Source organism: Halomonas sp. 7T (assembly GCF_025643255.1).
Taxonomy (GTDB): Bacteria; Pseudomonadota; Gammaproteobacteria; order Pseudomonadales; family Halomonadaceae; genus Vreelandella.
The window spans coordinates 2619608-2633496 of sequence record NZ_CP087112.1 but is presented as its reverse complement, the minus strand read 5'-3'; the positions used below and the strand labels follow the sequence as shown (position 1 = coordinate 2633496).

The 13889-nt window shown below is 54.7% G+C and carries 9 protein-coding genes; 4 read left to right on the top strand and 5 right to left on the bottom strand.

Features of this window, described 5'->3' with window-relative positions:
* Positions 1 to 56: 56 nt before the first annotated feature.
* On the top strand, positions 57 to 1736 hold the full coding sequence (locus tag LOS15_RS12275; RefSeq protein WP_263069720.1) for an NAD-dependent malic enzyme: 1680 nt from the start codon (positions 57 to 59) through the stop codon (positions 1734 to 1736).
* 75 nt (positions 1737 to 1811) lie between these two features.
* Here the strand turns inward: LOS15_RS12275 and acnA are convergent, their stop codons facing one another.
* A complete protein-coding gene (acnA, locus tag LOS15_RS12270; RefSeq protein ID WP_263066253.1) occupies positions 1812 to 4544 on the bottom strand; it encodes an aconitate hydratase AcnA in 2733 nt (910 codons plus the stop codon).
* 292 nt (positions 4545 to 4836) lie between these two features.
* On the opposite strand from acnA, the gene trxB reads away from it, so the two are divergent.
* Complete coding sequence (gene trxB / locus LOS15_RS12265; protein WP_263066252.1) at positions 4837 to 5787, top strand: thioredoxin-disulfide reductase; 951 nt, start codon at positions 4837 to 4839, stop codon at positions 5785 to 5787.
* A gap of 30 nt (positions 5788 to 5817) precedes the next feature.
* On the opposite strand, the gene LOS15_RS12260 is transcribed toward trxB, so the two are convergent.
* Positions 5818 to 6372, bottom strand: a complete 555-nt coding sequence (locus tag LOS15_RS12260; RefSeq protein WP_263066251.1) for a GspH/FimT family pseudopilin — start codon at positions 6370 to 6372, stop codon at positions 5818 to 5820.
* A gap of 100 nt (positions 6373 to 6472) precedes the next feature.
* Between LOS15_RS12260 and thiO the strand changes: the two genes are divergently transcribed.
* Complete coding sequence (thiO, locus tag LOS15_RS12255; RefSeq protein WP_263066250.1) at positions 6473 to 7573, top strand: glycine oxidase ThiO; 1101 nt, start codon at positions 6473 to 6475, stop codon at positions 7571 to 7573.
* A gap of 24 nt (positions 7574 to 7597) precedes the next feature.
* Here the strand turns inward: thiO and LOS15_RS12250 are convergent, their stop codons facing one another.
* Complete coding sequence (locus tag LOS15_RS12250) at positions 7598 to 7864, bottom strand: PP0621 family protein (protein WP_263066249.1); 267 nt, start codon at positions 7862 to 7864, stop codon at positions 7598 to 7600.
* 146 nt (positions 7865 to 8010) lie between these two features.
* On the opposite strand from LOS15_RS12250, the gene LOS15_RS12245 reads away from it, so the two are divergent.
* On the top strand, positions 8011 to 9645 hold the full coding sequence (locus LOS15_RS12245) for an NAD+ synthase (protein WP_263066248.1): 1635 nt from the start codon (positions 8011 to 8013) through the stop codon (positions 9643 to 9645).
* Between the two features lie 45 nt (positions 9646 to 9690).
* On the opposite strand, the gene LOS15_RS12240 is transcribed toward LOS15_RS12245, so the two are convergent.
* Positions 9691 to 11886, bottom strand: a complete 2196-nt coding sequence (locus tag LOS15_RS12240; protein WP_263066247.1) for a putative bifunctional diguanylate cyclase/phosphodiesterase — start codon at positions 11884 to 11886, stop codon at positions 9691 to 9693.
* Between the two features lie 45 nt (positions 11887 to 11931).
* Positions 11932 to 13641 carry a methyl-accepting chemotaxis protein gene (locus LOS15_RS12235; RefSeq protein WP_263066246.1) on the bottom strand — a complete coding sequence of 570 codons (1710 nt, stop codon included), beginning with the start codon at positions 13639 to 13641 and terminating at the stop codon, positions 11932 to 11934.
* Positions 13642 to 13889: the final 248 nt, after the last annotated feature.

Below are 13889 nucleotides of genomic sequence, written 5' to 3'. Positions count from 1 at the left end.
AAGAGCGCTCAGATAAAACACGAAAACAGTGTATTGATATAAAAGTAGAGAGTGCCATGATCCCCCAAGAGAAACGTCCCCTTTATATTCCCTATGCTGGCCCCTCACTGCTTGAAATGCCGCTATTGAATAAAGGTAGTGCCTTTACCCATGAGGAGCGGCTAGCATTTAATTTGATTGGTTTGTTGCCCCAAAAAGTAGAAACCATTGATGACCAGCTAGAGCGGGCTTACCGCCAATACCGTCAGTGTAATAGTGATCTTGAAAAGCATATTCATCTGCGCGCTATCCAAGACGATAATGAAACGCTGTATTTTCGTTTGGTTTCTCAGCATCTAGAAGAGATGCTGCCGATTATCTACACGCCGACGGTGGGCAAGGCATGCCAGGAGTTCTCTAATATTTACCGCAACCACCGGGGGCTGTTTATCAGCTACCCGGATCGCGAGCATATGGACGATATCCTGCGCAGTGCCACCAAAGATAACGTGAAAGTTATCGTGGTGACCGATGGCGAGCGGATTCTAGGCTTAGGTGATCAGGGAATCGGTGGTATGGGGATCCCCATTGGTAAGCTGGCGCTATACACCGCCTGCGGTGGCATAAGCCCGGCGTATACGCTGCCGATCATGATTGATGTGGGCACTAATAATAAAGCGCTGCTGGATGACCCGATGTACATGGGTTGGCGTCATGAGCGGGTAGGTCAAGACGAGTACGATGCCTTTATGGCAGAGTTTATTACGGCGGTGAAGCGTCGGTGGCCTAACGTGTTGCTTCAGTTTGAAGATTTTGCTCAAGCAAACGCGGTGCCGTTACTTGAGCGCTACCGTGATGAGCTGTGCTGTTTTAACGATGATGTGCAGGGCACCGCCTCCGTTGTGGTGGGTACGCTCATGGCGGCCTGCCAAGCCCGTGAAGAAACAATCGCTCAGCAGCGTGTGGTGTTTGTCGGCGGTGGTTCAGCGGGCTGCGGCATTGCTGAACAGGTAATTGTGTCAATGCAAGCCGAAGGCTTGACGGAAAGCGAGGCGCGCGCACGCATTTTTGTCGTTGATCGTGAAGGCTTAATGACGTCGGATCAGCCTTGGCAGCGGGATTTCCAACGCCGCCTAGCCCACGACCCAGCACTGGTGGCCGAGTGGAGTGATCAAGGTTTGGAAGAGACCATTGCGCACATTAAGCCCACTATTTTGATTGGTGTATGTGGTCAGCGCGGTATCTTTACTGAGCAGGTGGTGCGCACCATGCACGCAGGGTGCGAGCACCCGGTGATTATGCCGCTCTCGAACCCCACCTCCCAGGCGGAAGCGGTGCCGGAAGATATTATTCGCTGGACCGATGGCCAAGCGCTGGTTGCAACAGGTAGCCCTTTTGCACCGGTAGTGCACAATGGCCGCACCTATCCTATTGCCCAGTGCAATAATGCGTATATCTTCCCGGGTATTGGTCTAGGCGTGGTAGCGGCGGGAGCAAATCGCGTGACCGATGAGATGTTAATGAGTGCATCCCGTGCGCTGGCCCGCGAGGCGCCGTTGGTAAAAGAGGGGAAAGGTGCTCTGTTGCCGCCGCTGTCGCGTATCCGCGAGATCAGTAAATCGATTGCCTTTGAGGTGGCAGCGCAAGCACAGCAAAACGGCGTGGCGCTGAAAACTAGCGGTACGGTGCTGCGTGAGCGTATTGAAAGCGCGAGCTGGTCGCCGGAGTATCGTACTTACCGCCGTCGTGCATTCTGAGTCAACTCACTAAGCCTGAGCACAAAAAAAGCCCCCACCGAGGTGGGGGCATGCAAGCATTGGTAGGTTTTACCCTTAGGCTGCGCCGATCATTTTGCGCAGCACGTAGTGAAGGATACCACCGTGGCGGTAGTAAGCCAGTTCGTTGACCGTATCAATTCGGCACTTGGCATCAACGGTACGCTCGCTATCACCGTTTTTGATCACTACTTGCACGGTGCCGCCGGGACTCAAATCGCTTAATCCGGCGATAGAAACCTCTTCATCACCGGTCAGACCTAGCGTTTCGCGGCTTTCTCCTTCTGGGAACTGCAGCGGTACGACACCCATGCCGATTAGGTTAGAGCGGTGAATACGCTCAAAGGATTCGGCAATCACCGCGCGCACGCCTAATAAGCGCGTGCCTTTGGCCGCCCAATCCCGCGAGGAGCCGGTTCCGTACTCTTTACCGGCGATCACCACTAACGGAACACCTTCCTCTTTGTATTGCATGGCGGCGTCGTAAATTGCCATCTGCTCGCCGCTGGGCACGTGGCGGGTTTCGCCGCCTACCACGCCGTCCAGCATCTCGTTTTTAATCCGTACGTTGGCGAAGGTGCCGCGCATCATCACTTCATGATTACCACGACGCGAACCGTAGGAGTTAAAGTCGACGGGCTTCACGCCGTGCTCTTGTAGATAGCGGCCTGCAGGGCTGTCAGGCTTGATAGAACCGGCAGGTGAGATGTGGTCGGTAGTCACGGAGTCGCCGAGCATGGCGAGTACACGCGCGTCTTTCACATCCTCAATAGCGTCTGGCTCACGCTGCATGCCTTCAAAGAAGGGCGGGTGCTGGATGTAGGTTGACTCCGGCCACTGGTAGACCTTGCTTTCGGGTACCTTGATGGCTTTCCAGGTATCGTCGCCTTCAAAGACTTCGCCGTACTCTTTACGGAACATCTCGGTATTGACTTTCTCAACGGCGCTGGCGATATCGGCCTGGGAGGGCCAAATATCTTTTAAGTAGACCGGGTTGCCGTCGCTATCCTGGCCCAGCGGATCGGTGGTTAAGTTGCACTGTACGTTGCCTGCCAGCGCGTAGGCAACCACCAGGGGCGGTGAGGCCAGCCAGTTGGTTTTAACTAGCGGGTGAACGCGGCCTTCAAAGTTGCGGTTGCCAGAAAGCACCGATGCGACGGCTAAGTCACCGTCGTTAATGGCGGTTTCAATCTCATCGGGCAGCGGCCCGGAGTTGCCGATACAGGTTGTACAGCCGTAGCCCACCAGGTTAAAGCCTAGCGCGTTTAGGTCATCACTTAACTCGGCAGCGGCTAAATAGTCGGTGACCACTTTAGAGCCGGGCGCGAGCGAGGTTTTTACCCAAGGTTTCGTGGTTAAGCCTTTTTCTCGCGCGTTGCGGGCCAGAAGCCCCGCCGCCATCATCACGCTGGGATTAGAGGTGTTAGTACAGGAGGTGATAGCGGCAATCACGACCGCGCCCGGATCAAGGTGGAAATCTTGGTCATTGAGCTTAACGTCTTGGCTGGTGTCGTGCTTAAAGCTACGTGCAGCGCCCACTGCGGTTTGGCCGCCCTCTGAGGAGAGCTTTCCTTTGGCCGTTGAGTCTGCCTTGCTGTCCTCTTGCATGAACTTATCAAAGGTTGCTGCCATATCTTTTAAAGCCACCCGGTCTTGGGGGCGTTTAGGGCCTGCGAGGCTTGCTTCCACCTCGTTCATGTCCAGGCTAAGTGTGTCGGTGAAGATTGGCTCATCGTCTGGCTCGCGCCATAAGCCCTGTGCTTTGCTGTACGCCTCTACCAAATCGACCTGCTGATCTTCACGGCCGGTTAGGCGCAGATAGTTGAGTGTTTCTTCATCTACCGGGAAGAAGCCGCAGGTAGCACCGTATTCGGGAGCCATATTAGCGATCGTCGCGCGGTCGGCCAGCGGCAGGTCTTTTAGGCCGTCGCCATAAAACTCGACAAATTTACCGACCACGCCTTTTTTGCGCAGCATTTCGGTCACGGTGAGTACTAGGTCCGTGGCGGTAATGCCTTCGCGCAGTTTGCCGGTCAGCTTAAAGCCAATAACCTCAGGAATCAGCATGGAGACCGGTTGGCCCAGCATGGCGGCTTCAGCTTCAATGCCACCCACACCCCAGCCGAGCACGCCTAGGCCGTTAATCATGGTGGTGTGGGAGTCGGTACCCACGAGGGTGTCCGGGTAGGCGACGGTGTTGCCGTCTTCCTCTTTAGTCCAGACGGTGCGACCCAGATACTCTAGGTTAACCTGGTGACAAATGCCGGTGCCGGGGGGCACAACGCTGAAGTTGTCGAACGCCTGCTGACCCCAGCGCAGAAATTCGTAGCGCTCGCGGTTGCGCTGCATTTCAATGTCGACGTTCTGTTGGAAGGCGGCGGGGTTGCCAAACTTGTCGACCATGACGGAGTGATCGATCACCAAGTCGACGGGGGAAAGGGGGTTGATGCGAGCCGGGTCTTCACCAAGCTTTTCAACGGCCGCGCGCATAGAGGCTAAATCCACCACGCCAGGGACGCCGGTGAAATCCTGCATTAATACCCGGGCCGGGCGGTAGCCAATTTCACGGCTTGATTTACCCTCTTTTTGCCAATCTACTAGCGCCTGCATGTCGTCAGCGTTGACGCTTTCATCGTCGGCAAAGCGTAGCTGGTTTTCGAGTAGAATCTTGAGCGTTTTGGGAAGCCGGTCGATATTGCCGAGGGCTTCAGCGGCTTTGGGCAGGCTGTAATAGTGGTACGTCTGGCTGCCCACCTCTAACGTATGTTGCGTATCGGGTATCTTGCTCATTGCCTTCTCCTCTGATTGCTTAGCGTAGCGCCTTCACACTGACGATGCGCGACGGTCTCTACTTTTCCCAGTATGGCTCACATAAAGTATGGCTCACCTTAATAATAGTGTTTTCATTGGTGTCTTCTCCTATCCCCAGTACATGGTGTTTCATCCATGCCTTTCAAGCCATCTTCGCCTAATGGCCTAGGTTAACCCTTGTAATTGCTTGTACTTGACGCCATTTCAGGCAGACTCTCTTTCAACAAATTCTGGCAACGAACTCTGCTCAATTGTGACTAAAGGTGGTGTCATGGAAACGCGTCATGAACGTTTGATTATTTTAGGCTCCGGCCCTGCTGGTTATACTGCGGCAGTGTATGCAGCGCGCGCTAACTTAAAGCCGCTGTTGATTACCGGCTTGCAGGCGGGCGGCCAGTTGACGACCACCACTGACGTGGATAATTGGCCTGGCGATGCCCAGGGTGTGCAAGGGCCAGAGCTGATGGAGCGTATGAAGCAGCACGCCGAGCGCTTTAATACCGAGGTGCTGTTTGATCATATCAATGAGGTCAGCTTAGGTGAAAAACCGTACACCTTGAAAGGTGACAGCGGTATTTACACCTGCGATGCGCTGATTATTGCCACAGGTGCCAGCGCGCGTTACCTCGGCTTGCCCACTGAGCAGCAGTTTATGGGGCAAGGCGTTTCTGCTTGCGCAACCTGCGATGGCTTCTTCTATCGTAACCAAGAAGTGATTGTGGTGGGTGGCGGCAATACCGCCGTTGAGGAAGCATTATACCTTTCCAACATCGCTTCAAAGGTCACCTTGGTACATCGCCGCGATACGCTACGGGCAGAAAAAATCCTTCAGGATAAGCTATTTGAGAAAGCGGAAGCTGGCAAAATTGCCCTCGAATGGTTTTATGAAGTGGAAGAGGTGCTGGGGGATAACAGCGGCGTGACCGGTGTGCGGGTAAAATCGACCCAAGATGGTGCTACCAAAGAGATTCACGCGCCTGGGCTGTTTATCGCGATTGGTCATAGCCCCAATACCGGCATTTTTGAAGGCCAGCTGGAGATGAATGGCGGCTATATCAAGGTGAACTCTGGCCTGGAAGGCAATGCGACTGCCACCAGCGTCCCCGGCGTGTTTGCCTGTGGCGATGTGATGGATCATATCTATCGTCAGGCAATTACCTCGGCAGGCAGCGGCTGTATGGCGGCCTTGGATGCTGAACGCTATCTGGACGGTATTGCTTAACCGATCATATGCGCGATGGGGAAGGTTCCATTAGTCAGCGCAGCTAATGGGATCTTCATCCACCCTAGCTCGGCCGGGGGGATTAATTACTAAGCTTTTACCTGATGTTTGTGTCGATTCATTAGCAGGACAAATATCGAGTGTCCGTGCCCCGTAGCCAACTCTTCCCAAATATGTATAGTAAAGATAGCTTATGCTAGCGTTTGTTTTGCTAATTGACGTGGCGCCCGATGTAGCCGGGAAAAAGCGTACGATATCTTGAGTTGGTATGCTTTCTGAGGGTTTTCCTGCAAATACTACCAATTCGCCACTCCAGTCGTCTGTACCTGATAAACAAGCGCTTCTATCGCTGTTGATAGGGCACAAAGTAGCATCGCCACGCTGCGTAATGGCTGTATTACGCGCCAGCGTTAACGCTGTTTGTAAGCGGTTTACTTCACTGGCGACCGCTGAGCGTTCACCTAATGCCTGAAAATTGGGTAGCCCCCAAGCTGCCAGTATTCCCATTAAAGCTAATGTGATGAGTAGCTCTATGAGCGTAAACCCTGCTGTTTTAGCGTGTAATTGGGATCGAATATGCGGCATGACGTCTCTCAGTGGCTTGACCTAATGGTTCCCGTCGTTATGCTGGCTTTCCTTGGCTGGCTAAGAGCTGGCTTCATTCTAATAATAACGGGCAACGCGCGTGAGTGATTTTCTTATTATTGGTGGCGGGGTCATCGGTATGATGACCGCGCTGCAGTTGGCAGATGCGGGCCAAAAAGTAACCTTAGTCGAGCGGGGTACCTGTGGCCAAGAATCCTCCTGGGCCGGTGGCGGTATTGTATCACCGCTGTACCCCTGGCGTTATGCACCGCCGGTTTCCCAACTGTCGCGGTGGTCGGAAGGGGTCTATCCAACACTAGCGCTGCGTTTACTAGAAGAGACGGGCATTGACCCCGAATATCGCCAAAAAGGGCTGCTGTACCTGAATGTGGACGACGATGACGCCGCGCTGCGCTGGGCGCGTCAGCTAGGCAAGCCCCTTGAGCGCGTCGACGCTGCTTTTGTTCGCCAAAAAGAGCCTCAGGCAGCCGCACCTAAGGGGAATGCACTCTGGATGCCGACCCTGGGTAGCGTGCGTAATCCGCGCTTGGGGCAGGCGCTGCGGGCGCGTTTAGCCGCAATGCCCGGCGTAACGCTCGTTGAGCAGTGTGCGGTAAGCGGGTTCATTAAGCACGAAGGCAACGTAGTCGGCGTGGCCACTCGTCAGGGCGATAGGCGAGCCGAGCGATTGGTGGTGTGCGGCGGTGCTTGGACGGCCCACTTATTAGCTGAGCTAGGCGTTCAGATACCGGTGCGCCCGGTGAAGGGGCAAATGATTGCGTATCAAGCACCGCCCGGGTTAGTACAGCGGGTTATTTTAAAGGATGGCCGCTACGTCATTCCGCGCAGTGATGGCTTGATCTTGGTAGGGTCGACCCTGGAAGAAGCTGGGTTTGATAAAACCACTGATGCCGAGGCATTGGCCTCACTGAAGCAAAGTGCCGAAGGCATCGTGCCCGCGCTTGCCAAGCTTCCCGTGGCCCACCACTGGGCAGGCCTACGGCCAGGTTCGCCCGAGGGGCTACCCTTTATCGGTGCGTTACCCGGCTGGCCCAATGTTTACGTGAATGCGGGGCATTACCGTAACGGCTTGGTGCTTGCCCCCGCATCGACCCATCTGCTGGTTGACCAGCTACTGGGGCGCGACGCCTTGATCGATCCAACGCCCTTTCAGCCCACCGCTGAGCGGTTAACGGTTTAAACCGTCAACGCTATTTTTGCCGCGCTAGTCGCGGCTCTCTTTGTCCTGTTGCTCTTGCAGGAAGCGGTCACGATGGGCGCTGGAGCAAAACCACTGCTCCTTGTCGCGTAGCGCCTCATCCTCTGGCACATGTACTTCGCACCAGCGGCAGCGCACCATTTGCCCCCCCTCATGACGCTTTAGGGAGCTTTGCTCGTGGGAGAGCCGCCGTTCGCGGTAGAGGCCATAAAGTTTTAAACCTGCGTAAAAAATAACGGCAAAAATAATCAGCCGAATGATCAAAAGGTTCATCCTTTTTCTGCTCCCGTGGTGGGATGTGACAAGGGCATGCAACATACCTACACCGCGCGGCCTTTGCCAGTTGGCGAGCCTTGCGGGACAATGCACCTAGTAAGGTGCCACTCTGTCTTAAAGATTCTCAAGAGATTTTAACGCCCATGCAAGACTTAACGCTGGTTATGGCCCAACTCGACCCCTTGGTGGGAGATATTCCCGGCAATGCTGCCCGTGCAATCGAAGCCGTGCGTGAAGCGAGGATCGAGCATGGGGCGGATATTGTCGTTTTTCCAGAATTGTTTTTATCCGGCTACCCGCCGGAAGATTTGCTGCTGCGCCCCTCCATGGAAACCCGCCTGCGAGAAGCGCGAGCTAAAATGGCGGAAAAGATCTCCCGCGATGTGCTAGTGATTATCGGTTACCCCGGCGTGCGGGAAGGTAAGTGCTACAACTTAGCGGGTGTGCTGTATAACGGCCAGTGGGAAGCGGAGTACGCCAAGCAGGCGCTGCCCAACTATCAAGTGTTTGACGAGCAGCGCTACTTCACTTCGGGCTCCCAACCCTTGGTGTATGAGCATAAGGGCGCCAAGCTTGGGCTGTTAATTTGTGAAGACCTATGGGAAGGCTCGCCGCTTCAGGCCGCGCGAGACGCAGGCGCTGAGGTGCTGATCAGCTTAAACGCCTCGCCTTATCATCAGGATAAGCCCGCAGAGCGTTTACGGTTATTAGAGCAGCGTGCCCAGGATATTCAGCGCCCGATTATTTATGTGAACACCATCGGTGGCCAGGATGAGCTGGTATTCGACGGCGGCTCCAGTTGTGTGGATGCGCAAGGTCAGTTAAAGGTGCTTGCCCCCTACTGGCAGGTGGGGCTGATGCCAGTTCAGCTGTTGCAAACCAGCACGACCACTTGGGAACCCCAGGCGGGAGAGATTGAACCCGATGTGGAGCCAGAAGAGAGCCTCTACTGCGCACTGGTCACTGGCCTACGGGATTACGTCAATAAAAGTGGCTTTAAAGGGGTGGTGCTGGGACTTTCCGGCGGCATTGATTCAGCGCTCTCGCTAGCGATTGCTGTCGATGCGCTTGGCCCGCAGCGGGTGCAGGCGGTGATGATGCCGTATCACTATACAGCGGATATTTCGAAGCAGGACGCCGCAGAGCAGGCTGAGATGCTGGGCGTGCATTACGATGTCATGCCTATTGAGCCAATGGTCGAAGCGTTTATGGGGACGCTGGCGGAAAGCTTTGCGGGCACCGAACGAGATACCACCGAAGAGAACCTGCAGTCACGCTGCCGCGGTGTGCTGTTGATGGCCATCTCCAATAAAAAAGGCTTAATGGTATTAACCACGGGTAATAAAAGCGAAATGGCAGTGGGCTATGCGACGCTTTATGGCGATATGGTCGGCGGCTATAACGCGATTAAAGATGTGTATAAAACGTGGGTGTATCGCTTGTCGCGCTGGCGCAATACTCAATCACCGGCGATTCCTGAGCGTGTGATTGAGCGCCCGCCCAGCGCTGAGCTGGCGCCGGATCAGCAGGACAGCGATTCGCTGCCCGATTACGACGTGCTGGACGCTATTTTAGTGCGCTACATTGAAGGTGATATGAGCGCTGAGGCGATTATTGCGGCAGGTTTTGACCATGAAGACGTGTATAAAGTCGTCAAGCTTGTTGACCGCTGTGAATATAAACGTCGCCAAGCACCGGTAGGGGTGCGGGTCACGCCACGAGGTTTCGGGCGTGACCGGCGCTACCCCATCGTCAATGGTTGGCAGCCCGGTGACTAATGGCGCAACCGGGCCTAAGAAAGCGCGTTTTACGATTACGCTTCTTTAGGACAACACCGGGGGAGGGGCTAGGCAGTGCTTGGCCATCTCCTCCGGTGCAACGGGTTTGCAGAAGTAATAGCCCTGGTAGGCGTGGCACTGGTGCTCGTTGAGATAACGCCAGTGCTCCACGGTCTCCACTCCCTCCGCAATGACGTTAAGTCCCAGCGAGTGTCCCATGGCAATAATCGTTTCAACGATGGCCATATCCTCCTCATCCTGGTGAAGGTCTCGCACGAAGGATTGATCGATTTTGATCTGATCCAGCGGCAAACGCTTCAGGTACTGTAGCGATGAGTAGCCCGTGCCGAAGTCGTCCATGGCAAAACTAACGCCCAGCATCTTCAACTGGTGCATGCGGGCGATGGTATCCTCTACTTTGCCGATCACCGTGCTTTCGGTGAGTTCAAGCTTTAGCTTATGGGGCGAGGCACCGCTTAGCGCCAGGGCGTTTGCCACTTCTTCAACAAAATTCGGCTGCTGAAACTGTTTCGCGCTAACATTCACGGCCAGTACCAGGTCATTGGTATGCGCTGCCGTTTGCCACATCACCAGCTGCTCACAGGCAGCCTGCAGTACCCAGGTGCCGATGGGAACGATGAGCCCTGTCTCTTCAGCCAGTGGAATGAACGTACCGGGCGACACAAACCCACGGGTGGGATGCTGCCAACGAATGAGTGCTTCTGCCCCAATGGCGCGCCCTTTACAATCCACCTGCATCTGATACACCAGCACAAACTCTTTCCGCTCGATGGCCAGCCGCAGATCCCGCTCTAGCTCGGTGCGGGCCTCTAACTGCGCTTGCACTACTGGGTCATAAAAGCGAATCGTATTCTGGCCATCGCGTTTGGCGAGGTGAACGGCCGAGTTGGCGTACTGGAAGAGCTGGTCCACGCTATCGTCGACGCCCTTGAACAGCACCAGCCCCTGACTGACATTCAAATATTGGTAATGCCCGTCCAAGCAGTAGGGCTGGGTGAGCGCATGGTTAATCTGTTGGGCAAAGAACTCGGCCTTTTCAGCGGCTTTTAGCTTATCGCTATCCAAACCGTCAACGATTAATACAAATTCATCGCCGCTCAGACGGCCAATGGTGCAGCTTTGCGGCTCCAGTGTTTGCAGCCGCGTAGCCATCTGTTTAAGCAGGTTATCTCCCGCCCGGTGGCCGATGCCATCGTTAATGCGCTTGAACTCGTCCACATCTACGTACACCAGCGCACCAAAGGTGTTGGTTTGGCTATTGGTTTCCAGAGAGTGCTGTAAGTGCTCCTTCATTAACCGCCAATTGGGCAGGTCGGTGAGCGTGTCGTAGTAGGCCAGTTGATGTACTTGGCGCTCTGCCTCACGGCGCTGTTGCTCGGCGTCGCGGAAAGAGAGCAACGAGAGCGCAATGCGCTGTAGCGGGCCGTTATGCTGCTGACTTAAGCGTTCGACCGCCTGCATGTCAGGTAGCGCTTGACGGTTATCTGACAGGGCCAGAATGGCGTCTCCCACGGTGACGAGTCGCCGATTGATGCGCCACGCTGCCAGAAAAGCCGCGCCGATCAACAGAGTAAGGAGCCCAAGGCTTAGCCACAGCGTGGAGTTGCGTGCTTGGGTAAGGTCGGCGTAGGACTCCTGATGACGGTCGCTAGCGCGCTGAGTAAGTGCTTCAAAAATCTGCTGCGAGAAGAGGTTGAACGTCGTGAAGTGGCGCTGGGCTTCTTGCAGATAAAATCCTGGGTCTCCCTGGTTCAGCGTGGCTGCCTCGTTCGCCATGCTGACAAACCGGCGATACGCGTGAAAAGCGCGTTGCAGGGTATCGGCGCTCTCCTGGCTCAGATCAAAGATCAGCGGAGAGGTGGCCAGCTGATCGATACTTTCACCAATGCGTGACAACTCTTGGTTAATGAGGCCGTATTCGGAGTAGCGTTGCATGGCGCCAAGATCGGTCTCTTCCGCTCGGGTGAACACCTTGCTCATACGCTGATGGAGATCGCCTAACTGGCGATCAAAGGTTGCCATCTGAACGAGGATATCCAGGTCGTTGGACTGAAGCTGATAGTTTTGCAGCGACTGGGCTTTAATTGCTTGAGTGGCGAGACCCAGCAGCAACAGAACGGGCAGTACCACCATCAGGATGGGGAGTAAGAACACCATGAACAGGCTTTGCGAAGGTTTCATAGCAACCTCAGGGAAAGGCAGCGGGCCGTAGCGGGTCACGCCACGGCCTTCCTAAATAGTGAACGACAAATGAGACGTCTGTATTTAGAAGCTTTCCCATTCAGGCTCAACCGCACGGCTCTTAGTCGATGGCAGCGCTGCGGGCGCGGGGTTGGTTGTCTGACGCGGAGAAGAGGAGCGACTGCTCTGAGCGATAGACGCCTGACGTTGAGTGCTGGGTAATTTGAAGATTTCCATAGCGTTAAGCAGCTGGTGGGCATTTTGGCGTAGGTTGTTGGCAGCCGTCGCACTCTCCTCTACCAGCGCGGCGTTTTGCTGGGTAACTTGATCCATTTCTGTGACGGCTTGGCCAACTTCTTGAACCCCGGCGCTCTGTTCGGCGCTGGCGTGACTGATCTCCTGCATAATGCTGGTGACGCGTGCAATGGCCGCCACAATTTCTTCGGTAGATTTACTGGCCTCTTCGGCGCGTTCGTTGCCGTGATTCACACGCTCTAAGTTGCTGGAAATTAGCTGGTTAATTTCGCGTGCGGCGTCGGCGCTACGTTGAGCGAGCTTTCGCACCTCTTCGGCGACTACCGCAAAGCCGCGGCCATGCTCGCCGGCACGCGCTGCTTCTACCGAAGCGTTCAGCGCCAGTATGTTGGTCTGAAAAGCAATCGAATCAATGGTAGAAATAATGCCCGCTATTTCCTGTGAGCTTTTGTTCAGGTCATTCATGGTGGCAACAACCTGATGCACCGCTTCGCCACCCTGGGTGGCCGTTTTAGAAGCGCTCGATGCTTCTTGACTGGCTTGAGCAGAGTTATCCGCATTGAGTTTTACGGTACTGTTTAGCTCTTCCATCGCCGAGGCCGTTTCTGCTAGCGCACTGGCTTGCTGTTCGGTACGCGAAGCTAAATCGTTGTTGCCTTCGGCAATTTGCTCGCTATTGGAGGCAACCGCTTCGGCAGAAGTGCGCACCTGGGTCACGATATCCTGCAACTGTTTGGCCATCACGACCTGAGACGCCATGATGCTGCGGGTGTCGCCTTTCTTAAGCTGGCCTTTGGTGGCGAGCTCGCCGCGGCCAATGGCTTCGGCAAAGGCTTTGACTTCCTGCGGCTCGGCACCCAGCTCGCGTAATAGCTGGCGTGACAAGAACACTGCAATGAGACCGCCTACTAACAGTGCGAATAGCGTTAACCCTAGCATCTGTAGCTGAAAGCCTGATGCGGTATCACGAGCGTCTGCCGTCGTGGTGTTATTAATCTGTTCTTGTAGGTCAATAAATTGATTAATACGGCTCAACCACTCCGTATAAGCGGGACCTGCCTGTTCCAGCATTAGCTGTTGAGCGCGCTCATAATTGCCCGCTTGGCGAGCGTTAACCACCTGATCGCTTAGGGCGTGAGTGACCGTTGCTTGTTCGCTAATGCGACTAAGCAGATTCTGCTCTTGTGTACTTCCCGCGTGTTCATTAGTCACCTGTGTCATGCCGGCTGACGCTGCGTCGTAGGCATCGCGCAAACGCTCAATCTCGCCTTCTAGCGCACTGAGGTTGCCGTCACCGCCGGTAATGACTACATCGCGAAGCACAATCGCGCGGTCATGCACGCTGCCACGCCAGTCCACCGCAAACCGTTGTTTAGTGCCGTTTACATCGTTAATGGCCGTTAGGCTACGGTCAATTTTGTTCACTTGGTAAATACCCGCACCCGTTAGGATCACTAGCAGTGCCAGCAGTGCTGAAAAGGCGAGAGTAAGGCGGGTGCTAATTTTCATGGCGCTAAAACGAGATGCTGAAGACAACATTGGGCCTGCTCCTTAGGCGCCGTGAAGGCGCTTTATCATGTAGTGTTGAGGAGTATAGGTTTGCGGTTCGCTAATTGTACAGGTTTTGTGTAAATAATTTTTTGAGATATCTTGAGAGTTATTTATTTAAGATTTTGTTAATTAAGTTGTTTTTGTAGAAAATAAAAAACCACGCCGGAGCGTGGTTTTTGAAGCTATACGGCTTGTACAGCCTAGTCGTCTAAAATACCTGCAAAGGACGACAGCGC

Bases quoted from the DNA above. Each gene is read 5' to 3' on its own strand.
- LOS15_RS12245 (WP_263066248.1), top strand. From the start codon at position 8,011: ATGCAAGACTTAACGCTGGTTATGGCCCAACTCGACCCCTTGGTGGGA.
- trxB (WP_263066252.1), top strand. From the start codon at position 4,837: ATGGAAACGCGTCATGAACGTTTGATTATTTTAGGCTCCGGCCCTGCT.
- LOS15_RS12235 (WP_263066246.1), bottom strand. From the start codon at position 13,641: ATGTTGTCTTCAGCATCTCGTTTTAGCGCCATGAAAATTAGCACCCGC.
- acnA (WP_263066253.1), bottom strand. From the start codon at position 4,544: ATGAGCAAGATACCCGATACGCAACATACGTTAGAGGTGGGCAGCCAG.
- LOS15_RS12275 (WP_263069720.1), top strand. From the start codon at position 57: ATGATCCCCCAAGAGAAACGTCCCCTTTATATTCCCTATGCTGGCCCC.
- LOS15_RS12260 (WP_263066251.1), bottom strand. From the start codon at position 6,372: ATGCCGCATATTCGATCCCAATTACACGCTAAAACAGCAGGGTTTACG.
- LOS15_RS12250 (WP_263066249.1), bottom strand. From the start codon at position 7,864: ATGAACCTTTTGATCATTCGGCTGATTATTTTTGCCGTTATTTTTTAC.